This is a genomic window from Companilactobacillus sp. FL22-3, from assembly GCF_054881455.1.
In genome coordinates this window covers 1-22,909 of sequence record NZ_JBTYYZ010000003.1, presented here as the reverse complement: position 1 = coordinate 22,909, position 22,909 = coordinate 1, and the positions used below count along the sequence as shown (strand labels likewise).

Sequence of the window (22,909 nt, the reverse complement as noted above, 5' to 3'; positions counted from 1 at the left end):
TGTCGGAGGTAAGACATGAACGCTTGTGAGATTTCCAAATTGTCAAATAGAGAGGGATTTGTTATTAATGAAAGCATTCAAAGTAATTATTATAATGGGATACGCCTTGAAAGGAAATTGATTGAGGGGGGCAATTTTCTTCCAGGCGAGTAAGCTTTTTAAGATTAACGATATGAGGATGTACCGTTAACTACATTAAGAGTTAAAAAAAGAAGGAATTTGCATTTTTCATATCTCTACCTCTTTCACGATTACAATATACCACAGGTGTTTAAACAGTGTAACTCAATTTTGATAAAAATATTTATTTATAATTAAACACACAAATTCTACTATTTGTGCAATTATAATGGTAACCTAGTTTTTTCGGCGCCTGTATACTTAATACACAGATATAGAGAAAATGAGGAATAACGTTACGCAATTATAATTAACATTCAAATATTTATAATCCAGATATATTTTTTTAAATAGTATGTAAACGCTTTAATTATGTTAAAATGTTAACTATAATGTAAATATAACGTAAAAAAGGTGGCTACAATTATGAAAGTTAGTATCGTAGGTTGTACACATGCTGGAACATTTTCAGCAATGAACATTTTAAAGGAGCATCCAGATTGGGAAGTCTCCGTCTTTGAACGTAATGATAACCTTTCATTCTTATCATGTGGGATTGCTTTGTGGGTCAGTGACCGTGTTTCAGACCCTAATAAGATGTTTTATGCTAGCCCAGAAGCTTTGACAGAAATGGGTGCTCACATGCACATGCAACATGATGTAACTAACATTGATTTTGACGCTAAGAAATTATCAGTTAAGAACTTAGTTAGCGGCGAAACCTTTGAACAGCCTTATGACAAATTAGTTATTACAACTGGTTCTGCTCCAATCGTTCCACAAATTCCTGGAATTGATTCAAGTCGAGTAAAACTCTGCAAGAACTGGACTAACGCTACAGAATTAAAGGAAAATGCTTCTGATATTAAGAGCGCAATCGTTATCGGTGCTGGATATATTGGTGCCGAATTAGCAGAAGGCTATTCAACACTTGGTAAAGAAACAACCTTGATCGATGCTTTGCCAGATGTTTTAGCAAAGAACTTAGATCCAAATATGTCAGCAGTAGCAGAACAAGATTACCGTGATCACAACGTTACATTGGGCTTGAATGAAAAAGTTCAATCATTCGAAGAAACAGATCACAGCGTTATTGTTAAGACTGATAAGAACTCATATGAAGCCGATATTGCCGTTATGTGCGTTGGTTTCCGTCCTAATACTGATATGTTCTCAGATCAATTTGAAACATTACCAAATGGAGCTTTGATTGTTGATGAATATATGCACACAAGTAAAGCAGACGTCTTCTCAGCCGGAGATGCCGCTTCAGTCTTCTACAACCCAACTCAAGACAATCAATACATTCCATTAGCAACTAACTCCGTACGTCAAGGTATTTTAGTAGGTAAGAATATCGAAAAAGATACCGAAGCATACATGGGTACACAAGCAAGTTCAGCTGTTGAATTGTTTGGCAGAACATATGCTGCCAGTGGCTTGACAAAAGTTCACGCCGAAGCTTTAGGCAAGAAAGTTGAAACAGTTTCATTGGAAGATAACTACCGTCCAGAATTCATGTTGACAACTACACCAGTTTTGATGAACTTAGTTTGGGATCCAGAAACAAGAGAAGTTCTTGGTGGAGCTTTGACAAGTAAGTACGACGTTTCACAATCTGCCAACCTCTTATCATTAGCTATTCAAAAGAACGTTACGATCGATGAATTATCAATGGTTGATTTCTTGTTCCAACCAAACTTTGACAAGCCAGTCAACTATGTCAGTGCATTAGCTGGAGCTGCCGTAGAAAAAGCTGACTCAGTAAAAGTAACTGATTAGCAACGATATTAATAATTAAGTAGCCGAAAGGCTGCTTTTTTTTGTGCAGTGTTTTTTTTGTTCACTGCCGTCATCCGCTCCAGTTCTGGGGGATATGGAACGTGGTGGGCCGACTTGGAGCCAAGAGAACCGCTTGTCTTCAAGCTCGACCTTTTACTAAATTGGCAAGGTTCGCCAATTAAGTAAAATTTCACCACTGATATCCCCCAGAACTTCCGCTCCTGACTTGGGTTACTGCATATTTGATTTGTTAGTGATATATATAGGGGTCCCCACATTTTTGATTGTGCTCGGTAGGAGTGGAAGCTGGAAAACCTCGGTGCTTAAGGGCAAAAGATAAAGGACAAGACAAAAAAATGTATTGAATTGACTTTTATCTATATCAATTCAATACATTATTTAATTTCTATCAAAGATATTAATTCATTTAAAGACACTGGTTCATTTTATCTTTTAAGGATTTAAGTTTTTGACTTTAATCTTTAGCCTTTGAACTTGCTATTGCCTTTGAACTTGTTTTATCTCTTGAACCTGTTCACTTGAGGGATATCCAAATATGTTTTAACATTCTAGGCTGTAGTGAGAGCTCTGAGGGGTCTCAGCCATGAAATTGTTCTTAGTGGGCGAAGCACACTTAGAACAAGGCTCGACTTTGAAACAATTGCGAACTTCAATTGGTTCAAAGCGATGCCCATGGCGTTCCAGACCCCTCAGAGCCGAACGGAAGCCGGCAGTGAACCAATACCAAAGCATCACCAAACCAACCAACCAATCAACCAAGCAAGAAACTTCACATTAAGTTCATAATTTCCTACGACCAACTTCATAATATCCAGATATTATGTATTACATAGTCAAGTATGGCTATACAAAAAACGAGGTGAAAAATATGAAAAAACATCCAATTCTCGTTCTAACGGGTGTCTCCGTCTTAGATGCAGCTTGCACTAAGATGATCAGAAATTACAACGAAAAGAAATTTTTAAACTAAACCATCAAAAATACAAAATACAAAATCAAAACCATTCACATTCAAAAACAAAATCAAATAATAATTAGTCCGAGGTAAACAAATATGAAAACAAATATGATGACAGAGCTTGCATATGCAAGCTCTTTTTTTGTCGTCATTTTTGCAATTGGCGCCATTATCACATATTATTTGATTAGTATTGAAGGAGAAAAATTATGTCGAAACGTCATGCCCTGTATTACTTTGGAGCGTTTTTATTAAACCTAATTATTATTTCATTTATATTTGCTTATTCAGGCTTAGTCCCATTTGGTAGCAATAATTTTTTGAGTAGTGATTTAGGGACACAATATTTAGCTTTTCTAACTGAGCTCAGACGGCAGTTGGTTTCGGGTAATTTACACTTGTATCTCTTCAGCCAATCACTCGGAGATAACTTTTTCCCGGTTATAAGCTATTATTTGTTGTCACCATTTAATTTATTGATCGTTTTGTTTAGTCCACAAGGGATACCGGCGGCCGCAAACATTATCATCATGCTAAAGATTGCCACGATGGGCGTTACGATGGCTTACTTTTTAAAAAGCTATTTCAATAAAACGCTTTTCGCTAATTACATGTTCACAGTCGCTTATGGATTCTGTGGTTTTGTGGCGTCATATTTTTACGACTTGATGTGGCTTGATGCTTTGATCATGTTGCCGTTAGTTGCGGTCGGGGTGATAAAGCTGATTAAACAGCAACGTTACGTGCTCTATTATGTTTCCTTACTTTTAGCAATTATTTTTAATTATTACTTGGGCTACATGCTCTGTATTTTTTCGGTTTGTTTTTTCGTCTATATTGGTCTGGAGAATAAACTATTCCAAGCTAACAATAAGTGGCTGATCATTAGAAATTATTTGATCACTTCGGTTTTGGCAGGCTTGAGTTCAATGGTAGTCTTGGTTCCAACTTTGGTCGGAATGATGAAGACGGCGAAGACTTCGTTTAATTTGTGGAATTATTTACCTTCAGCTCGTTTTGGTTTAGAGGCATTGACACAATTAGGAATTGGCGGCAATACTTTTGACCAAAGACTCGAACATGGTCCGTCAGTTTTTATGACTTCGACAGTTTTGATTTTACTATTGAGTTATTTTGTCAGTAACAAGATCAGCAACAAAGATAAATGGTATGCATCACTATTGATTGGAGCCTTGTTGATCAGTATGTTTGTGACGACTTTCAACACGGTTTGGCACATGTTCCAAAACCCCGCTGGTTTTCCATTTCGCAATAGTTTTATTTTTTCCTTCGTTTGTGTTTTTATGGCCTATAAAGCATTTGATGCCGGCGTTTACCGCGATCAGAATACCGTCGTCAGAGGCACTTGTTTAGCGGGGATCTTGATTTCAATCGGTTATATTACAGAATGGCTCTTGCCCAAAATTATCGAGAAACTCGGCTTCGGTACCCCAAATCGACAATATGACGGCCGTTACTTCTTCTTAAGTATCGTTTGTGTGATCGTCAGTGGCCTGATTCTTTTAGGGTTAAATCGGAATCAAAAAGTCATCAATTTATTGTTGTTGATGATCGTCTTCGAAGTGATTGCAAACTTTAATGCGGTAATCAGTACCGCCGGTTTAGGCAATCAATTAGTATATCGAGCAGAGTTCGTTAAGGAAAATGACATCCTGAAAAATATTAAAGGTCGAAAACAATTGGGCCATCGAATAATCGTTTCCAAATCAGGGTTGAACAAAGCTTTTCCGGAAAAATATAATAATTATAACGACCCTATTTTATTCAATATCAATGGTTTGAGCCTCTATAGTTCGACTTTGAACCAAGACACTTTGCAGATGATGCACAATTTAGGATATTTTAGTTTGAATGTTCGAAGAATCAGTTACTATGGAGGAACTAATTTAACGAATGCTCTGTTTGGAGTCTATTATCGAATCCGGCAGTGGGATAATCATTATCACGTTGAAGAAAATTATAGCGCACCATCGATGGGATTTTTGGTTGATAAAAATGTCTATGATTTTCAAATGTACACTAAGCAAGCTCTGACTAATCAAGATTTACTTTGGCAAGCTTTGAACGGTAATAGTTATCAGTATTTGAAAAATGTCGATATCAGCAGTATGGATCAAACTGATGTAGGGAAAAAGACGCTTTATGACTATCGATTGACGACAAGAACTAGTGGACCGCTGTATTTTTATGTGTCGCCGATGAACTATGATACCGCTAAAATTTATGTGAATGGCAAACGAGTCCAAACAGCTTCAATGAATGTCTATAGTGCAGCCACTTTACGCTTAGGACATTTCAAAACTGGTGAAAAAGTCGACGTCAAAATTATGACCAATAAGTCCTTAGACTTAAATCCAAGTTACTTCCAATCACTTGATCAAACGGCCTTCTTAGCCTCCCTTAAAAAATTCCGAGCTAATTCTTTGAAGATCACATCAACATTGAATCACGATACAGTTCGCGGAACCATCGATGTTGCCAAAGATTCGCCAATGCTATTCAGTATTCCTTACGATGACGGTTGGAGCATTAAGGTTGATGGTAAAAAAGCTAAAATTCATAAAGTGGTCGATAATTTAATGGCAGTAAATCTCAAAGCCGGAAAGCATCAGGTGGCTTTAAATTATCGAGTTCCTGGATTGAAATTGGGTTGGTCCATCTCAATCTTATCGGTAGGATTGTTCGCCACTTTTAATTGTATTGAAAGAAAAAAGAGAAAATTGTTTTAATTAAATGAATATAACAACAAAATATTAAAAATTAAGTGATAACAGTTTGCAAAATTTTGCAGATGTTATACTATTCAAATATGAAACGTTTACATTAAAATGAGGTGAAATGATGGCTAACGAATATATTATGGCGATTGATGAAGGTACGACAAGTACTCGAGCAATTATCTTTGACCAAAAAGGCACTAAAATTGCCGATGCACAACGTGAATTCACACAACATTTTCCCCAACCAGGCTGGGTTGAACATGATGCTAATGAGATTTGGAATGCAGTTCAGTCAACGATTGCGACGGTCTTTATCGAATCTGGTATCAAGCCAAAGCAGATCAAGGGGATTGGAATCACGAATCAACGTGAAACGACAATCATTTGGGACAAGAATACCGGTTTACCAATCTATAATGCGATCGTCTGGCAAAGTCGACAGACTGCTGACATCGCTGATGAATTGAGAGATGCTGGTCTTGGTGAGATGATCCACGAAAAAACTGGTTTGCTGATCGATCCATATTTCTCAGCTACAAAGATTCGTTGGATTTTGGATCACGTCGATGGAGCTCAAAAACGAGCTGAAAACGGCGATCTCTTGTTTGGAACAATTGATACATGGTTATTATGGAAGTTATCTGGTGGTGCTGCCCATGTGACCGACTATTCTAACGCCAGTCGGACGATGTTATTCAACATTCACGACCTTCAATGGGATGATGAAATTCTAAAAGCACTAAATATTCCCAAAGTTATGTTGCCAAAGGTTCGGCCTAATTCTGAAGTATATGGTCAAACTAAGGGCTACCACTTCTACGGTTCAGAAGTTCCTATCGCTGGTATGATCGGTGACCAACAGGCGGCACTTTTTGGCCAGATGGCATTTGAACCAGGAATGGTAAAGAACACATATGGTACAGGGGCTTTCATCGTGATGAATACTGGTGAAAAACCTAAGCTATCTGATAATAATTTGTTAACGACCATCGGTTATGGTATCAATGGCAAAGTTTACTACGCTTTGGAAGGTAGTATCTTTGTAGCTGGTTCAGCTATCCAATGGTTGCGTGATGCAATGCATTTGGTTGATACAGCTCCGGAATCTGAAGAAGCTGCTTTGGCTTCAAGTGATGACGATGAAGTGTATGTTGTACCAGCCTTTACTGGTTTAGGTGCACCTTACTGGGATTCCGATGCTCGAGGGGCAGTCTTTGGCTTAACTCGTGGAACGACTAAAGATGATTTTATCAAGGCCACTTTGCAATCGTTAGCTTATCAATCACGTGACGTTATTGAAACTATGAAGCAGGATACAGGTATTGAGATCCCAACTTTGAAAGTCGATGGTGGGGCTGCCAATAACCGCTATCTAATGCAATTCCAAGCTGATATTTTACAAACTCCAGTTCAAAGAGCCAAGGATTTGGAAACGACTGCCTTGGGAGCTGCATTTTTAGCTGGACTAGCAGTAGGCTATTGGGATAACCTAGATGATATTAAGCAACAATATGCTACTGGGGCGACATTTGAACCAGAAATGGATGCTAAAAAAGCTGACTATCTGTATGAAGGTTGGCAAGAAGCTGTCAGTGCAACTAGAAAGTTTAAGCATAAAGTAAGAAAGTAAAAGGCGGATTTCGCCTTTTTTGGTGTTTAGGAGTTAGAGATGGAGAAAGAATATATTTTAGCAATTGATGAGGGAACTACTACAGCACGGGCAATTGTTTTTGACCATAACGGTAAAAAAGTTGCGATGGCTAGACACCCAATCAAACAAATTTTGCCTAATCCAGGTTGGGTCGAACATGATCCTAATGAATTATGGAATGCGGTCCAAACAACGATTGCGACTGCTCTGATCGATTCAGGTATTAAACCAGCCCAAATCAAGGCTATTGGTATCGCCAGTCAACGTGAAACAACAATCGTTTGGGATAAAAAGACTGGCTTACCAATCTACAATGCGATTGTTTGGCAAAGTCGCCAAACTGCTAAAATGGCTAATGATCTGATCAAAGAGGGATATCGTGACGAGATTCATCAAAAGACGGGCTTGATTATCAGTCCTTATTTTTCAGCTACGAAGATTCGTTGGATCTTAGACTATGTCGAAGGTGCACAAACTCGGGCTGAAAATGGTGAGTTATTGTTTGGAACCGTTAACACTTGGTTATTGTGGAAGCTGACTGATGGTGAAAACTTTGCCACAGACGCTGCCAATGCCAGTCGAACAATGCTTTATAATATCAATACTTTGCAGTGGGACGATGGATTATTAGAATTATTTAATATCCCGCGTCAGATGTTACCAGAAGTGAAATCCAATTCAGAAGTATTTGGTATAACAAAGAATTATCAATTTTATGGTTCTGAGATTCCAATCACAGGTATGACCGGCTCGCAGCAAGCCTCACTCTTTGGACAAATGGCTTTTGAAAAGGGAATGGTCAAGAATACTTATGGAACGGGTGCTTTTGCGGTGATGAATACTGGTTCCAAGCCAGCTTTATCGGATAATAATTTGTTGACGACAATTGCTTATAGTCTGAATGGAAAAGTTAGCTATGCCCTAGAGGGAAGTGTCTTTGTGGCCGGAGCTGCGTTGCAATGGTTACGGGATGATATGCGCTTAATTAGCAACACTCCTGAAACTTCTGAAATTGCGAAGGTCTCAACTAGTCAAGATGAAGTGTATGTCGTACCTGCATTTGCTGGTTTGGGTGCCCCATATTGGGATAACCAAGCTCATGGGACGATTTTTGGTATCACTCGGGGGACGACTGATAAGGATTTGGTCAAAGCTACTTTGCAGGCGATTGCTTATCAAACTAAGGATATCATCGAGACAATGCGCTCTGACGCTCGGATGCCGATTGAAGTTTTGAAAGTGGACGGAGCGGCTTCAGCTAATGATTATTTGATGCAATTTCAAGCCGATATTTTAAATACTCCTTTGGAACGATCCGCAGAATTGGAAACAACTTCACTTGGTGTGGCGTTTATGGCCGGATTGGCGGTTGGTTTTTGGAAAGATTTTGATGACATTAAGAAGAACTATCAAACTGGTAGGTCGTATCAACCTCAAATGTCTGAAGATTTGAGAACCAATCTTTACGCTGGATGGAAAGATGCAGTTATGGCAACAGAGGCCTTTAAGCACCATTAAGATTAAGAGCCTATATTAAAAGGCTCTTATTTTTATTCGTTGATATATAAGGGATAACAGAGCTTTTATTAAAAAATGTTTTGACATAAGGAAGAGAAAAGCTTAATATTAACTCATTCATTGTGTAATGTGAGGAGAATTTTAATGGACGAGAAAAAAGATCGAGGTTTCTTCGGTCAACCGACCGGTCTACGTACGCTCTTCTTAACTGAATTTTGGGAAAGATTCAGTTACTACGGTATGCGTGCTATCTTACTTTTCTACATGTACTATGCAGTAAGTAAGGGTGGCCTGGGCATGAACCAGACTACGGCCGCTTCAATTATGTCGATTTATGGTTCACTGGTTTATATGTCCAGTGTGCTTGGTGGTTTTATTAGTGATAGACTTCTAGGAGCCAGAAGAACTGTCTTCTGGGGTGGTGTTTTGATCATGTTTGGTCACATCGTCTTATCACTTCCAATTGGTCAAGGCGGACTATATGGCTCCATTGCCTTGATCGTTATTGGTACAGGTCTTTTGAAGCCAAACGTTTCCGAAATGGTTGGTGGATTGTATTCTGATGATGATCCAAGACGTGATTCTGGTTTCAGTATTTATGTCATGGGTATTAACTTGGGATCATTGATTGCACCACAAGCCGTTAACAGTATGAGTAATGCCTTTAACTTCCACGCTGGATTCTCATTAGCTGCCATCGGTATGTTTATTGGTTTGATTGTATATTGGTGGGATGGACGCAAATACTTGCCTGAATCAAGTTTGCATGCACCAGACCCTATTACTGGCGAGGAACGTAATCGTTTCTATAAGCGTTTAACGTACGGAATTATCGCTGTAATTATTATTGTAATTATTTTGACTGTGGCTCATGCCTTTACAATTGATAACATCATTACGATTATTAGTATCTTGGGTATTGCTTTACCTATTGGCTACTTCATCATGATGTTAACAAGTAAAAAGGTAACTAAGGTTGAAAAATCAAGAGTTGTTGCTTATATTCCATTGTTTATCGCTGCAATGATTTTCTGGGCAATTGAGGAACAAGGTTCAGTTGTTTTAGCATTGTTTGCGGCTGAACAAACTCAACTGCATTTTGCAGGTTTCAATCTTTCAGCACCACAGTTCCAAATGCTTAACCCATTCTTTATCATTATCTATACGCCATTCTTTGCGATTCTTTGGACAAAACTTGGCAAGAGACAACCTTCATCTCCATCTAAGTTCTGGATGGGATTGGTTGCCACAGCAATTTCATACTTTGTTTTGATGATTCCTTTGATTGGTTTATCTCCAAGTGGAAAAGTTAATCCACTTTGGTTGGTACTAAGTTGGGGTATCATTGAAATTGGTGAAATGTTGATTTCCCCAGTTGGACTTTCAGCTACGACTAAACTTGCTCCTAAGGCTTTCTCAAGTCAAATGATGAGTATGTGGTTCTTAGCCGATTCAGCTGGTCAGGCTGCTAATGCGCAATTAGTTAAATTGTTCCAGCCTGGTAATCCCCAAAACGAAATGATGTTCTTTGGAGTGACTGGTGTAGTTACATTGGTTGCTGCAGTGATCTTGATCATGTTCGTACCTCGTATCAAACGTTTGATGCAAGGTGTAAACTAAAATATTTGAAAAAATTCGAATACCTTCTGATTCTAACTTTAAGAATCAGAGGGTATTTTGGTTTAATTGGAAAAAATCAAAATTAATTCATATTTACTTGGTATCATAAATTCAGCTTTGAAAAGGTGGAACTAGTGGATGAAAAAAAGTTTTAAAATTTCAATGTTACTAGCTTGGATTTTGATGTCTATTACTGGCTTTAGTACGCCAGTTTTAGCGGCCAGCGATTTCAAGACAGTGACGGTATATCCTGATAATGGACCGATTGCACTTTATGATCGTAACGGAAGAAAGATATCGAATGTTAAATTAGCTGCTAATAGCAATTTAGCGATTGCAAAAACAGCTCAAATCAATGGCAGAAGTTATTATCAAATTTCGAAGGATTACTATATTCGAACTAATCAGGCATACGGCTATCAATTCACGATTGAGAGAATTAAAATCACCGCCAAGCCGATGGCGGTTTTGAAAGATTCTCATGGTAAAACACTCACTAATCGAGCTATTGCTGGATCTTCCATCTGGGGTGTCGATAAGGTGATTCAAATTAATGGCACACAGTACTATCGGATTTCGGCGAATGAATTCGTTAGTTCCAAAGATATTAAAATTATTAGATAATTTTTTGGATTATCCTCTTGCAATGATTTCAAATTTTCGGTAATATAATTAAGTCGAATAAAGACATGTGTTTATCACATGGAGGGGTAGCGAAGTCTGGCTAAACGCGGCGGACTGTAAATCCGCTCCTTCGGGTTCGGTGGTTCGAATCCACTCCCCTCCATTCATTGGGTTATAGCCAAGCGGTAAGGCAATGGACTTTGACTCCATCATGCGCTGGTTCGAATCCAGCTAACCCAATCACTTTAAGGCAAAATTCAATTTTTGGATTTTGCCTTTTTTTTTCTAAGTTTTTAGACCAATTCTTAATTTTTTAAGGAAATACGGTATAATTAACAGAAGTAATGCTTCAAAAGGAGTTCGCAGCAATGAAGGTACCAGTATATATACAAATCCATAATGAAATCAGAAAAGAAATTGAATCAGGCAAATGGGCTGTGGGAGAACGTATTCCTTCCGAAAGACAATTGTCACAAGATTTTGATGTGAGTCGGATGACTTTGCGTCAAGCTATCCAAACATTGGTTGATGAGGGGATTTTGCAACGTCAAGTTGGTTCGGGAACTTATGTTGCCAGCAGCAAGGTTCAAGAAAAAATGTCTGGGACAACCAGTTTTACCGAGATAACTGAGAGCCAAGGGAAAAAACCTTCCAGCAAGACGGTTTCATATCACGTAGCTGACCCCTCGATCAGCGAAATGGAGAAATTGAAGCTGCATACTGGTGACCAGGTGCTACGAATGGAAAGAATCCGTTATGCGGACAAACAACCTATCTGTTTTGAAGTTGCTACGATTCCAATCAGTATTGTTAATAGCTTGAGCAAACAAGACATCACGTCTTCACTCTATAAGGCCCTGGAAGATAAAGCAGGGTTAAAATTAGGTAATGCCACTCAGACTGTCTCAGCTATTTTGGCGTCTGAAAAAATCGCTAACTTTTTAAATGTTAAACGTGGTTCGGCAATTTTGCGTGTTCGTCAGGTTACAACTTTGGATGATGATCGTCCATTTGAGTACGTACGGTCACAATATGCCGGAGATCGATTTGAATTTTATTTAGAGCGATAATTAATATCTTTCGAGATAAATTTAAGGTAAGATATTATCTGTTGAGTTTTAAAATTTTTAACTGGGAGTCACTTATGCAAAGCTTTATAAAAAAATACAGTATCTTTTTGATGCTATATATCGTTTTTCAGCCAGTTCTAGATGCAATTACTGGGTTGATGACTCAAGCCAATTTTAATGTTACGTTCGGAATTTTGATTCGAATGGCTGTAATGGCCTTAACCGTCTTTTATATTTTGATTTTTTTAATCTTGAATCGAGATAATAAACAGGGGATGCGGATAATTCTGTACTTCGTAGTTTTAGGGTTAGTTTCCGCAATTAGTTTATTTATTAATTACAAACAAAAAAAGCTCTTTCTGCCATCATTGGAGATTACAACTTTAGTTAAGAGTTTGTATTATCCAGTAATGTTACTGGGATATTTCTATGCGTTTGAAGAATTAGCTGAGGATCGAATTATCAATCGTTTCTTCCCTAAAATGATCTTCTATGCCATAAACATCATCAGTATTATCATGATCATTGCTCATTTCACTAATACTAGTTTCAGTTCATATTCCTATTACAAACTGGGTGAGAGTGGCTGGTTTTATGCCGCTAATGAATTGAGTGCCATTGTCTCCATCGCCTTTCCCATTATGGTTTGGTACGCTTTAAAAAAGATCGATACTTGGACAAGAATCTATTACTGGCTAACAATTATTATTGCTATCTATTCAGCACTGTTGATTGGAACCAAGGGTTCACTATTGGCAATCCTCTTTGGTCTCTGCATGGCAATTTTAGCTTCAATCATTCACTTTTTCCGTGAAGGTGGACGTCGCAGATTCAATGCTGGAATTGTGGCACTATTAGTCCTGACTTTAGGTGGGGTGTTTGCAGCCTATCCAGCCATGGCAGTTTCCAGAACTGCTGAGTTGCACAATGATATGATCAAATATAAGAAGAAGCAGGCTAAGACTAAAAAGGGTTTAACTGCTGACCAAGAAAAATATGTTAAAACTAATAAGACTGTTTCATATTTGTTAAGTGGACGGACGGTTTACTTTGAAAATGCTGCCCAAAACTTCTCCAAAGCTACACCAGCTCAAAAGATGTTTGGGATGGGCTATGCAACTAGCTATAAGAGTGAAAAGAAAGCTAAATTGGTCGAAATGGATTATATCGATATTTTCTTCCAGTTTGGCTTCATTGGAACAATCATCTATTTAGCACCGCTCATTTATTGCCTAATCTATCTGATAGGAACATTTATTCGCAAGTTTAAGTACATGTGGTCCTTTAAATGGGCAATGCTCGTATCCAGTATTGCTTTAGGATTTGGTATGGCACTGATGACAGGACATGTTATCGAAGCGCCATCCGTAAGCATTTATTTCGTAACGATCTTGAGTTATGCAATGTTGAATGCACGAATTTTCATTAATAATAATCAAGATCCTGATACAATTGATGTTGAAGAATAAAAAGGTTGTAAGTCGATGTGAAGCCGACTTACAACCTTTTTATTTGTACTTTTTTTCTTGATTAATCAATGACATGTATTTAGGAATAGCAAGCATTCGTCCAAAGCGAGTGGGTTCTTTTACTAGACGGTAGAACCATTCAAGATTCAATTTTTGAATTACTTTGGGAGCTCGTTTCTTAGTCCCTGAAAAGACATCAAAACTTCCTCCAACTCCGATCCAGATAGCATCAGAACTATGACGATACTTGTTAATGAATATTTCTTGCTTTGGAGAGCCTAAGGCAACTAGAATGATGTTAGGCTTCTTTTCAGAAATTTCATCAATGATTTCTTGTTCATCTTGAAAGTATCCGTCATGATATCCAACTAAGTCGATCTGGGGATAGTCTTTTTTTATTTTGGCGGCACTAGCTTGAATGACTTCAGGCTTAGCTCCTAACAAATAAACTTTTGAAAGCTTACGATTAGCAGTTTCAATCAAGTATTGTAAAGTGTCAAAGCCGGTAATACGTTCATGAAGCGGTGTACCAAGGCTTTTGGCACCTTTGATAATACCGATCCCATCAGGGATAACGTAGTCAGCATTATTGATGATTTTTGAAAATTCAGGGTCTTTTCTGGCTGCAAGAACAATTTCCGGATTGGGTGTGACGATAAACTTGTTAGCTTTTAAATCTAAATCGTCATCAAGATATTGATGAAATTGTTTTGCAGTAAAATTATCAAACTCTGTACCTAAAATATTTATTCTATTTTTGTGCATGGCGTTCTCCTTTAATGTATTATTATACACGAGAAAGATTAATTTGAGAGGTGTCTTAATGAGGGTTTTACATATTAATGCCGGTAATGAAGACGGCGGAGCTCGTACATATATTGTTAACCTGATGAAAGGTCAAAAAATGATCGGTGAGAAAAGTACACTGTTAACTTTTCAAAACGGACCTGTTTCCAAAATGGCTCGTGAAAATGGTTTAAGCGTATCAGTTATGGAACAGAAGCAACGATTCGATCTATCGATTCTAAAACCATTGACCCAATATATCAATAACAATCATTTCGATATCGTACATACACATGGACCACGGGCTAATTATATCGTATCTTTAATTCGCAAGAAGATTCGTGCTAAATGGGTCATAACCGTCCATTCTGACCCTAGGATTGATTTTTCAGGACTCAAAGGTAAAGTTATGTTGAATTTGAATTTGCATGCTTTAAAACGTGCAGATTCGCTTTTCTATATGAATCCTGATTTGGAGGAATACTTTGAATCTTTGAAAATCAATACCAATCATACTTATGAAGTTTTCAACGCAATTGATTTCACTGGAATCAATCCAAGATTCATGCGCCAGCCAACTTTTAGTCTATTAGAGGTCGCTCGTTTGGTTGAGGTCAAAAATCACCGCCTATTGCTGGAAGCTTTAAGTAAAGTGAAGTTTAATTTCCGTTTGACTCTGGTAGGAGATGGTCCACTGATGGATCAACTGCGTGAATTAACTAAAGAGTTGCATATCAAAGATAAAGTTGATTTTGTTGGTTTTCGGGAAAATACTGGTGATTATTATCAAGAATGCGATGTGTCAGTTTTAACATCGAAGTCTGAAAGTTTACCAACTGTTTATCTCGAATCAGCAGCCTATGGTAAGCCAGTCATTGCGACGAATGTTGGTGCTACCGATAAAATAATCAATGATGATACTGGTTGGCTGATCGATTCGGAAGATGAACAAGGATTGATTGAAGCTCTTAATGATGCTCACGCAATGTGGCGTGATGGCAACCTTGATCAAAAAGGCTTGGCACTTTATCAAGAGGTCAGAGATAATTATTCAATCGAACAGTTAGCACATAAAGTAAATGACGGTTATCAAGCGACTTTGAATAACAAATAATGTAAAATATATGCTGTTAACATAAATTCGTAGGGGAGCTATAATGACTCAATTTCAAAATGAAGATTTAACTTTGCATACAGATTACTATGAACTTAATATGATGTATACGTACTGGAAGAAGGGGCTACACAATCGTCGTGCCGTCTTTGAAGTCTATTTTAGAAGTTTACCATTTGATAATGGCTTTGCTGTTTTTGCGGGACTAGAACATGTGGTGGACTACCTGAAAGAATTGAACTTTTCAGATTCAGATATTGAGTATTTGCGCGAATATGGTGAATTTGACGAAGAATTTCTTCGTTGGCTAAAAGATATGCAATTCAGATGTACGGTTCGGTCAGCTTTGGAGGGAGATCTTGTCTTTAACGAAGAACCCATCTTACAAGTTGAAGGACCTTTGGCACAATGCCAATTGATTGAAACGGCCATTCTAAATATGGTCAATTTTCAAACGCTGATTGCTACTAAGGCTGCTCGAATCAAGACTGTCTGTGGTGATGATCCAGTGATGGAGTTTGGCTCACGTCGAGCACAAGAAGTTGATGCTGCACTTTGGGGAACAAGAGCTGCCTATATTGGTGGTTTTGATGCAACAAGTAACGTCTTAGCAGGAAAGATTTTCGGTATTCCTATTTCTGGAACCCACGCTCATGCTTTAGTTCAAACTTATCGTAATGAATATGAAGCTTTCAAGGCTTACGCTACAACACACAAGAACTGTGTCTTCTTAGTCGATACATATGATACGTTAAAGAGCGGTGTTCCTAGTGCGATTAAAGTTGCTCGAGAAATGGGCGACAAGATCAACTTCCTTGGAGTTAGAATCGATTCTGGTGATATGGCTTATATTTCCAAGCGTGTTCGTAAGCAACTTGATGAAGCTGGTTTTCCAGATGCTAAGATCTATGCTTCCAATGATTTGGATGAAAAAACAGTCCTTAACTTGAAGATGCAAGATGCCAAAATCGATGTTTGGGGTATTGGTACCAAGGTAATCACCGCCTTTGATCAACCAGCATTAGGTGCAGTCTATAAGTTAGTTAGTATCGAAGATTCCAAGGGCAACATGATGGATACCCTCAAGTTGTCCAGTAATGCGGCCAAGATTTCTACTCCTGGCAAGAAGCAAGTTTGGCGAATTACTAATAACGAAAAGAATGACAAGTCCGAAGGGGACTACGTTACTTTTTGGAATGAAGATCCAAGAGAACATAGTTCACTTTATATGTTCCATCCACAATATACTTATATCAATAAAACAGTTGAAGATTTTCAAGCTAAACCTTTATTACAAGACATCTTTACTAATGGTAAATTGGTATATGATCTGCCTAATGTTAAGCAAATTAGAAAATATTGTGCCGATAACCTTGATTCACTTTGGGATGAGTACAAACGTATCTTGAATCCTCAAATCTATCCAGTTGATTTATCTTCAAAACTTTACAGTCACAAGATGAAGTATATTGAAAAGATTAGAAATGATGTAAACAATATTAGATTAGGTGACTAAAATGAGACCATTGCAAAAAGAAATAATTGAATTTGAACACACTAAACCAGAAATCAATCCTGAAGAAGAGATCAGACGTTCCGTTGATTTTTTGAAAGATTATTTGAAACAACACAGTTTTCTTAAGACCCTTGTCTTAGGTATTTCTGGTGGGCAAGATTCTACTCTAGCTGGTAAATTATCCCAAATCGCTATGACGGAATTACGAGAAGAGACCGGCGATTCAGCTTATCAATTTATTGCCGTACGTTTACCTTATGGTGAGCAATCAGATGAGTCAGACTGCATGCAAGCCATTGAGTGGATGAAAGCTGACAAGGTTGTTCGTGTAAATATCAAGGATAGTGTTGACGCAATGGTAGACGCTGTTGAAGCCAATGGCTTAAAGATTTCTGATTTCAATAAGGGCAATATCAAAGCTCGTTCAAGAATGATTGCTCAATACGCTATTGCCGGAGACAATCAAGGAGTTGTAGTGGGAACTGATCATGCGGCTGAAAACATTACCGGATTTTACACTAAATTTGGGGATGGTGCAGCTGATGTAACGCCATTATTCCGCTTAGATAAACGTCAAGGCAAGCAAATGTTAGCTGAACTTGATGCACCAAAGAATTTGTACGAGAAGACTCCCACTGCTGATCTAGAAGAAGATCGTCCTAGTTTGCCAGATGAGAAGGCTTTAGGAGTAACATACAAAGAAATCGATGATTATCTAGAAGGCCGTGAAGTAGCTGATAAGAGTGCTGAAATAATTGAAAACTGGTATAAGAAAACCGCTCATAAACGTCGGTCGCCATATACAGTTTTTGATGATTAGTCAACTATTATGTATTTCATATTTGGACATTCAAATTGTTTGAATGTCTTTTTTTTGAATCTTTATCGTATGTTAGAATAAAGGTGTATTCTTCTATAAAGAGGTGTTTAACAGTGAAAAATGATTTAGTTTCCCTAATGAAACCATCTGTTGTTGCTATTAAACAACAAGCTATTTTTAAGTTTAATGCGCGAGCCAAACAGATCCCAGGAGCTGTCAATATGACTGTCGGTGAACCAAACTTTGCCACTCCTGACCATATTAAACAGGCCGCCATTAAAGCAATTGAAGATAACAAGACTCACTATACTGTTCCCGAAGGTGATCATGAACTTTTGGAAGCAGTTGCAGATTATCTACATGGCAAGTATAGTTTGAATTATGATCCCACTACGCAGATTGTTGCGACAACCGGTGTAACGGAAGGTGTTTTTTCCGCCTTTAATGCCATTTTGCAGTCTGGTGATGAAGTCTTAATTCCTTCACCATCATTCACGATTTACGGCCCAGATGCTGATTTCAATGGAGCATCACCAGTCTACCTTGATACATCGGAAACGGACTTTAAAGTAACGCCAGAAGCTCTGGAAGAAGTCTTAAGAACCAATCCACGTATCAAAATTTTCCTATTGAACTATCCAAGCAATCCAACTGGAGTAAGTTATACTGAAGATGAATTGCAAGCCTTGGTAAATATCTTAAAAAAATATGATATTTTTGTAATTAGTGACGAAATTTATAGTGAATTGACATATAATTTTAAGCATATTTTATTTGGCAACATTCTTCCGGAACAGACTCTTGTGATGAACGGATTGTCTAAGTCGCACGCGATGACCGGTTGGCGTTTTGGAGTTGTTTGTGGTCCAGAAGCCGTCATTTCTCAAATCAATAAGATTCATGAATTGGCAACGACTTCGATCACATCAATCACCCAATATGCGGCCTTAGAAGCTTATAAGAATGGCTATGACGATCCAGCTGTTATGCGAGCAGAATATCAAGCTCGTCGCGATAAGCTTCATGAAGGCTTGAGTGAATTAGGATTTGATTGTCCAGATCCAGACGGAGCATTTTATTTGTTTGCTAAAATTCCTGCTGAGTATGAACAAGATGATGTTAAATTTGCCAATGATTTATTAGATGAAGAACACCTAGCAATTTTGCCAGGAAGTTTCTTCGGTATCGGTGGTGAAGGTCATTTGAGATTCAGCTATGCGGCCAGCATGGAAAGTATTGATAAGTGTCTTGAAAAGCTGAATAACTTTTGTCAGAACCATCAGAAAAATGTAGCAGTTCTAGAGGGGAAAAATGATTAATAAAGTTCAAGCAATTATTAGTCGAATCATTTTAATCTGTTTAGCAATTTTTACAACAGTTGTTTTGATTCAAATGGGACACTTTTTTACCGTTAATTATATTAAAGTCGAACCAGTACTAGCCATACTGGTTTTTCTTTGTGCAATTATTTTTGTTATAGGGGTTGGATATTTTTTATATCGAATCAAAGATACTGATAGTCGACTGAATTGGTTAATATTAGTCACTTTATTGGCGATTTTTACGATTGTGGCCCTCATTTGGTTGAGATTAGTTCCTCAAACTCAAGTCAGTGACTTCGGGGCGTTCTGGGGCAATGCTCCTGCAGCTTTAAAGGGGAAACCCATTTTTACGCATGATAATGATTATTTTGCTAAATGGGCGTATCAGACAGGATTCTTAGTCTATGTAATGACTGTCGTGAAGGTTTTTGGCGAGCATGTCATTGCCTTACAGCTCTTGAATGTCTTGTATCAAGTTTTGATTTTGTTAATGGCCTATATTTTGACGATTAAATTATTTAATAATATCAAAATGGCTCGTTTGGCTGTCTTTGTTTTAATGATCGATTTGGATTGGTTTGGCTTAAATAGTCAGGCAGATAATCAGTATTTAGGGATGTTGTTGTTTTTAGTCACTTTCTATTTGATCATGCAAAACAAATATTGGTCATATGCTTTGGCCGGTTTAACGTTAGGACTAGGCAGTATCATCAGACCCATCGGTCCAGTCATCATTGCGGGAGTGTTTGTTTATGGTTTGATTTATCTGTTCCTAAACAATAACCATTTTAGTTGGACTGGCTTAGGAAAAATCTTAATTACGCTAGTTATTTATCAAGTGATTTTTTCAGCGGCTGGACTAGCGGTTAAAAGTAGCGGCTTGAATCAATATGGGCTTGAGAACCGTGATTCCGAATGGAAGTTTGTGACCGGACTCGATGCAAATTCAAACGGTGTTTATGATCAGGCAATGGTTAATCGTTTCAATTTGAATGATAGTCGTGCTAAGATGAGCCGTCAGGAACATCAAGTCATTCGAGAAAATATTAAGAATTTAAACGAGACTCACGGTTGGTTGCGATTGTTTTGGAATAAGAATGAGGTCCTTTGGGCTAGCCGCTCACAAACAGTTGATTTTGCAGAATTTATCAATCTGCATTCAACCAGAGCTACTGATTTAGCCAAACTATTGGGTTATATGGGAACGGTTGTCTTGATAATCTTTTCATGGATCGGCTCCTTGCGGTTGTTAAAAGGCAAACCACGCCAAGAAATATTTGTGTTGATATTGCCCTTAATGGCATTTGCGGTCGTTCAACTGTTAATTGAAGTTCAAGGAAGATATCGCTTAGAATTTTTACCGATATTGGCCATTCTGAGCGGTTTAGGGTTAATAACTGTTTGTGATTGGATCAGAATAAAGTGGGGGAGAACTAATGTCTGAAATGTTTAAATTAAGTATTGTTGTACCTTGCTATAACGAAGAAGAGGTTTTACATGAGACAACTAAAGAATTAACGGCTATCGTGAATGGATTAATTGCCGACAAAAAGATCACAGCCACGAGTAAAATTGTCTATGTTGATGATGGCAGCAAGGATACTACCTGGCAATTGATCGACGATTTTTCCAAAGAATATCCAATTGTTTCAGGGGTCAAGTTGAGTCGTAACTTTGGTCATCAAGGAGCATTGTTGGCTGGAGTTACTAGTGCTGCCAAAAGTTCCGATGCCGTTATAACGATAGATGCGGATCTACAAGATGATGTCAATGCCATTCCCAAGATGGTTGATGAATATCTAAATGGAGCCGAAGTCGTCTATGGAGTTAGAAATAACCGTGACACTGATACTGCATTTAAACGCAATACTGCAGAAATGTTTTACAAGATAATGGGTTCATTAGGAGTTAAATTGGTGCCAGATTCAGCTGATTATCGCTTACTTAGTCAGCGTGCCTGTCAAGTTCTACTCAGCTATAAAGAACGGAATTTGTTCTTACGAGGGATTGTGCCTTTAGTTGGTTTTAAGTCAGCCAAAGTTTACTATGCCAGAAAGGAACGTTTCGCTGGAGAATCCAAGTATCCTTTAAGAAAAATGATCAAGTTTGCGATGGATGGAATTACATCTTTTTCAATCGTGCCGATAAAATTGATCATGGGCTTGGGATTCTTTATTGTCTTTATCAGTTTAGTGTTACTGATTTATAGTTTTGTACAAAAGATTCAAGGGCATGTCATTCAAGGCTGGTCTTCATTAATGATATCCATTTGGGCTTTGGGTGGTGTACAATTAATCAGTATCAGTGTTATTGGTGAATATGTTGGCAAAATCTTCAATGAAGTCAAACAACGTCCAAGATTCACTGTCGAACGAGATATTTATTCAGAAAAAACTCAAGAAGAAAAAAATTAAGAGGTAATTTTTATGAATGCTGCACAAAAGAGAGCAATGCAATATGGAAAATTGATCAATGATACCGTGGAATCAATTCAAACCGAACAAGATAAATTAAATCCAGAATATGAAAAAATCCGTGAAGCTCTAGACCATTCGAAAGTCGAAAAAATCGATGATGTTGAATATGTTAAGATTCAAAAGGACTTCACCGCTGGAACAGCTAATTACCAAGCAATTTTAACTAAATTGGAAAAAGGTAAGGCCCCAGCTAGATTGATGGGAACACATATTTCTTTAGTAGCTGCTTTCAAAAAGTATGTTGAAGGTTGCAGTGAGATGACTGATAGTATTGGCGACGATAAGAAAGTTGATCGTAAAGCGTTTGATGAGTCGGAGAAGAAGCAAGATGAATATATGGATAAGTTTTCTAAATTGATCCAAAAGTTGACGACACTAGCTTAATGAATGACCAACAGTTAACTGAATTAATACAAAAGGTTTCCCAAGAATATTTTGGGAAACCTTTTGTACATCAAGCATTTTTCAATCGACGCCTAAAGACCACTGGTGGTAGATTTCATCTTGCTGATCGTCATATCGATATCAATCCTAAAATTTATCAGGATTTTGGTTATGAGACCTTGGTAGGAGTTATTAAGCATGAGTTATGTCATTATCATTTATATAATGACGGACTGCCAGCTCAGCATCGTGACCGCAGTTTTAAGATCCTTTTGAAACAGGTGGGCGGTTTAAGATATTCTCCGATACAAGGAAAATCTCGACAAAGAAATTATCATATTTATGAGTGTACGCATTGCCATTTAATATACAAACGGGTTAAAAAAATAAATACTAATAAGTATGTTTGTGGACGTTGTCATGGAAAATTAAAATATCTTCATGATACCCAAAAATTAGCTTGAAATTATTTATATTTTTGTTTACAGCAAAATATGCATGGCGGTATTGGTAGATGCGCATGATTAAAGATCTTGTGGAGAATTATCTCTGTGGAAGTTACTTCCGAGTACCCATATGTTTATGCAAGTACAAGCTTATAGCCCTGGTGCTGTAGGCTTTTTATTTGTCTAAATTTTGATACATTTTTATGATGATAGTAATGATTACTTATTTTATAAGAATAGAAGTGAACAAAGAAAATTTGCTGATAATTGAGAGTTGAATATATAGTAATAAAATGACACTCTAATTGATATTTGTCTATATATACAAGTAGACGAATAGATAGAAGGAGTGTTTTTTTATGTTAAAAACTAGTAATAATAGTAAGAATAATGAAGAAGTTAAAGAATTCAAAGTAGGATATGTAAGAGTATCGAGTTCAGATGACCGTCAAAAATTAGGCTATGAAGCT

Annotated in this window: 17 protein-coding genes and 2 tRNA genes; 18 read left to right on the top strand and 1 reads right to left on the bottom strand. The window is 37.6% G+C overall.

Going from position 1 to position 22,909, the window contains the following annotated elements; all coding sequences use genetic code 11:
• Nucleotides 1-546: 546 nt before the first annotated feature.
• The 10 genes from ACYT32_RS03415 (at nt 547) to ACYT32_RS03370 (ending at nt 13,574) form a co-directional block, all read left to right on the top strand.
• Nucleotides 547-1,902, top strand: coding sequence for an FAD-dependent oxidoreductase (locus tag ACYT32_RS03415; protein WP_395264733.1), 1,356 nt, complete (start codon nt 547-549; stop codon nt 1,900-1,902).
• 1,188 nt (nt 1,903-3,090) lie between these two features.
• Nucleotides 3,091-5,631, top strand: a complete 2,541-nt coding sequence (locus ACYT32_RS03410) for a YfhO family protein (protein ID WP_395264735.1) — start codon at nt 3,091-3,093, stop codon at nt 5,629-5,631.
• Between the two features lie 112 nt (nt 5,632-5,743).
• Nucleotides 5,744-7,252 carry a glycerol kinase GlpK gene (glpK, locus tag ACYT32_RS03405; protein ID WP_395264773.1) on the top strand — a complete coding sequence of 503 codons (1,509 nt, stop codon included), beginning with the start codon at nt 5,744-5,746 and terminating at the stop codon, nt 7,250-7,252.
• A 39-nt stretch (nt 7,253-7,291) separates the two neighbouring features.
• Nucleotides 7,292-8,791: a glycerol kinase GlpK gene (glpK, locus tag ACYT32_RS03400; RefSeq protein WP_395264737.1), complete on the top strand. Its 1,500-nt coding sequence runs from the start codon at nt 7,292-7,294 to the stop codon at nt 8,789-8,791.
• 144 nt (nt 8,792-8,935) lie between these two features.
• Nucleotides 8,936-10,411, top strand: a complete 1,476-nt coding sequence (locus ACYT32_RS03395) for a peptide MFS transporter (RefSeq protein WP_395264739.1) — start codon at nt 8,936-8,938, stop codon at nt 10,409-10,411.
• A 138-nt stretch (nt 10,412-10,549) separates the two neighbouring features.
• A complete protein-coding gene (locus ACYT32_RS03390) occupies nt 10,550-11,035 on the top strand; it encodes an SLAP domain-containing protein (protein WP_395264741.1) in 486 nt (161 codons plus the stop codon).
• A gap of 80 nt (nt 11,036-11,115) precedes the next feature.
• Nucleotides 11,116-11,198: transfer RNA gene (locus tag ACYT32_RS03385), tRNA-Tyr, on the top strand.
• 5 nt (nt 11,199-11,203) lie between these two features.
• A tRNA-Gln gene (locus tag ACYT32_RS03380) sits at nt 11,204-11,275 on the top strand.
• A gap of 128 nt (nt 11,276-11,403) precedes the next feature.
• Complete coding sequence (locus ACYT32_RS03375; protein WP_395264743.1) at nt 11,404-12,105, top strand: GntR family transcriptional regulator; 702 nt, start codon at nt 11,404-11,406, stop codon at nt 12,103-12,105.
• 74 nt (nt 12,106-12,179) lie between these two features.
• Complete coding sequence (locus tag ACYT32_RS03370; RefSeq protein ID WP_395264745.1) at nt 12,180-13,574, top strand: O-antigen ligase family protein; 1,395 nt, start codon at nt 12,180-12,182, stop codon at nt 13,572-13,574.
• Nucleotides 13,575-13,613: 39 nt separating this feature from the next.
• Here the strand turns inward: ACYT32_RS03370 and ACYT32_RS03365 are convergent, their stop codons facing one another.
• The gene (locus ACYT32_RS03365) at nt 13,614-14,339 is read right to left on the bottom strand and encodes a WecB/TagA/CpsF family glycosyltransferase (RefSeq protein ID WP_395264747.1); all 726 of its coding nucleotides are present in this window, start codon (nt 14,337-14,339) and stop codon (nt 13,614-13,616) included.
• Between the two features lie 58 nt (nt 14,340-14,397).
• On the opposite strand from ACYT32_RS03365, the gene ACYT32_RS03360 reads away from it, so the two are divergent.
• The 8 genes from ACYT32_RS03360 to ACYT32_RS03325 all read left to right on the top strand — a co-directional run bounded on the left by ACYT32_RS03360 (nt 14,398) and on the right by ACYT32_RS03325 (nt 22,457).
• A complete protein-coding gene (locus ACYT32_RS03360; protein WP_395264749.1) occupies nt 14,398-15,474 on the top strand; it encodes a glycosyltransferase in 1,077 nt (358 codons plus the stop codon).
• A gap of 43 nt (nt 15,475-15,517) precedes the next feature.
• Complete coding sequence (locus ACYT32_RS03355) at nt 15,518-16,990, top strand: nicotinate phosphoribosyltransferase (protein ID WP_395264750.1); 1,473 nt, start codon at nt 15,518-15,520, stop codon at nt 16,988-16,990.
• 1 nt (nt 16,991) lies between these two features.
• Complete coding sequence (gene nadE / locus ACYT32_RS03350; protein WP_395264752.1) at nt 16,992-17,810, top strand: ammonia-dependent NAD(+) synthetase; 819 nt, start codon at nt 16,992-16,994, stop codon at nt 17,808-17,810.
• Between the two features lie 113 nt (nt 17,811-17,923).
• Nucleotides 17,924-19,129, top strand: a complete 1,206-nt coding sequence (locus ACYT32_RS03345) for an aminotransferase class I/II-fold pyridoxal phosphate-dependent enzyme (RefSeq protein ID WP_461793361.1) — start codon at nt 17,924-17,926, stop codon at nt 19,127-19,129.
• Nucleotides 19,122-20,576 carry a hypothetical protein gene (locus ACYT32_RS03340; RefSeq protein WP_395264756.1) on the top strand — a complete coding sequence of 485 codons (1,455 nt, stop codon included), beginning with the start codon at nt 19,122-19,124 and terminating at the stop codon, nt 20,574-20,576. Before ACYT32_RS03345 ends, ACYT32_RS03340 begins: the two co-directional genes overlap by 8 nt.
• A complete protein-coding gene (locus tag ACYT32_RS03335; RefSeq protein WP_395264757.1) occupies nt 20,569-21,546 on the top strand; it encodes a glycosyltransferase family 2 protein in 978 nt (325 codons plus the stop codon). Before ACYT32_RS03340 ends, ACYT32_RS03335 begins: the two co-directional genes overlap by 8 nt.
• Before the next feature lie 12 nt (nt 21,547-21,558).
• Nucleotides 21,559-21,993: a hypothetical protein gene (locus ACYT32_RS03330; protein ID WP_395264759.1), complete on the top strand. Its 435-nt coding sequence runs from the start codon at nt 21,559-21,561 to the stop codon at nt 21,991-21,993.
• Nucleotides 21,993-22,457 (top strand): SprT family protein, encoded by a 465-nt coding sequence (locus tag ACYT32_RS03325; protein ID WP_395264761.1) that lies wholly within the window; start codon nt 21,993-21,995, stop codon nt 22,455-22,457. Before ACYT32_RS03330 ends, ACYT32_RS03325 begins: the two co-directional genes overlap by 1 nt.
• Nucleotides 22,458-22,909 lie beyond the last annotated feature (452 nt).

Excerpts from the sequence above, each read along its gene's own strand:
- ACYT32_RS03415 (WP_395264733.1), top strand. The coding sequence starts at position 547 with ATGAAAGTTAGTATCGTAGGTTGTACACATGCTGGAACATTTTCAGCA.
- ACYT32_RS03410 (WP_395264735.1), top strand. The coding sequence starts at position 3,091 with ATGTCGAAACGTCATGCCCTGTATTACTTTGGAGCGTTTTTATTAAAC.
- glpK (WP_395264773.1), top strand. The coding sequence starts at position 5,744 with ATGGCTAACGAATATATTATGGCGATTGATGAAGGTACGACAAGTACT.
- glpK (WP_395264737.1), top strand. The coding sequence starts at position 7,292 with ATGGAGAAAGAATATATTTTAGCAATTGATGAGGGAACTACTACAGCA.
- ACYT32_RS03395 (WP_395264739.1), top strand. The coding sequence starts at position 8,936 with ATGGACGAGAAAAAAGATCGAGGTTTCTTCGGTCAACCGACCGGTCTA.
- ACYT32_RS03390 (WP_395264741.1), top strand. The coding sequence starts at position 10,550 with ATGAAAAAAAGTTTTAAAATTTCAATGTTACTAGCTTGGATTTTGATG.
- ACYT32_RS03375 (WP_395264743.1), top strand. The coding sequence starts at position 11,404 with ATGAAGGTACCAGTATATATACAAATCCATAATGAAATCAGAAAAGAA.
- ACYT32_RS03370 (WP_395264745.1), top strand. The coding sequence starts at position 12,180 with ATGCAAAGCTTTATAAAAAAATACAGTATCTTTTTGATGCTATATATC.
- ACYT32_RS03365 (WP_395264747.1), bottom strand. The coding sequence starts at position 14,339 with ATGCACAAAAATAGAATAAATATTTTAGGTACAGAGTTTGATAATTTT.
- ACYT32_RS03360 (WP_395264749.1), top strand. The coding sequence starts at position 14,398 with ATGAGGGTTTTACATATTAATGCCGGTAATGAAGACGGCGGAGCTCGT.
- ACYT32_RS03355 (WP_395264750.1), top strand. The coding sequence starts at position 15,518 with ATGACTCAATTTCAAAATGAAGATTTAACTTTGCATACAGATTACTAT.
- nadE (WP_395264752.1), top strand. The coding sequence starts at position 16,992 with ATGAGACCATTGCAAAAAGAAATAATTGAATTTGAACACACTAAACCA.
- ACYT32_RS03340 (WP_395264756.1), top strand. The coding sequence starts at position 19,122 with ATGATTAATAAAGTTCAAGCAATTATTAGTCGAATCATTTTAATCTGT.
- ACYT32_RS03335 (WP_395264757.1), top strand. The coding sequence starts at position 20,569 with ATGTCTGAAATGTTTAAATTAAGTATTGTTGTACCTTGCTATAACGAA.
- ACYT32_RS03330 (WP_395264759.1), top strand. The coding sequence starts at position 21,559 with ATGAATGCTGCACAAAAGAGAGCAATGCAATATGGAAAATTGATCAAT.
- ACYT32_RS03325 (WP_395264761.1), top strand. The coding sequence starts at position 21,993 with ATGAATGACCAACAGTTAACTGAATTAATACAAAAGGTTTCCCAAGAA.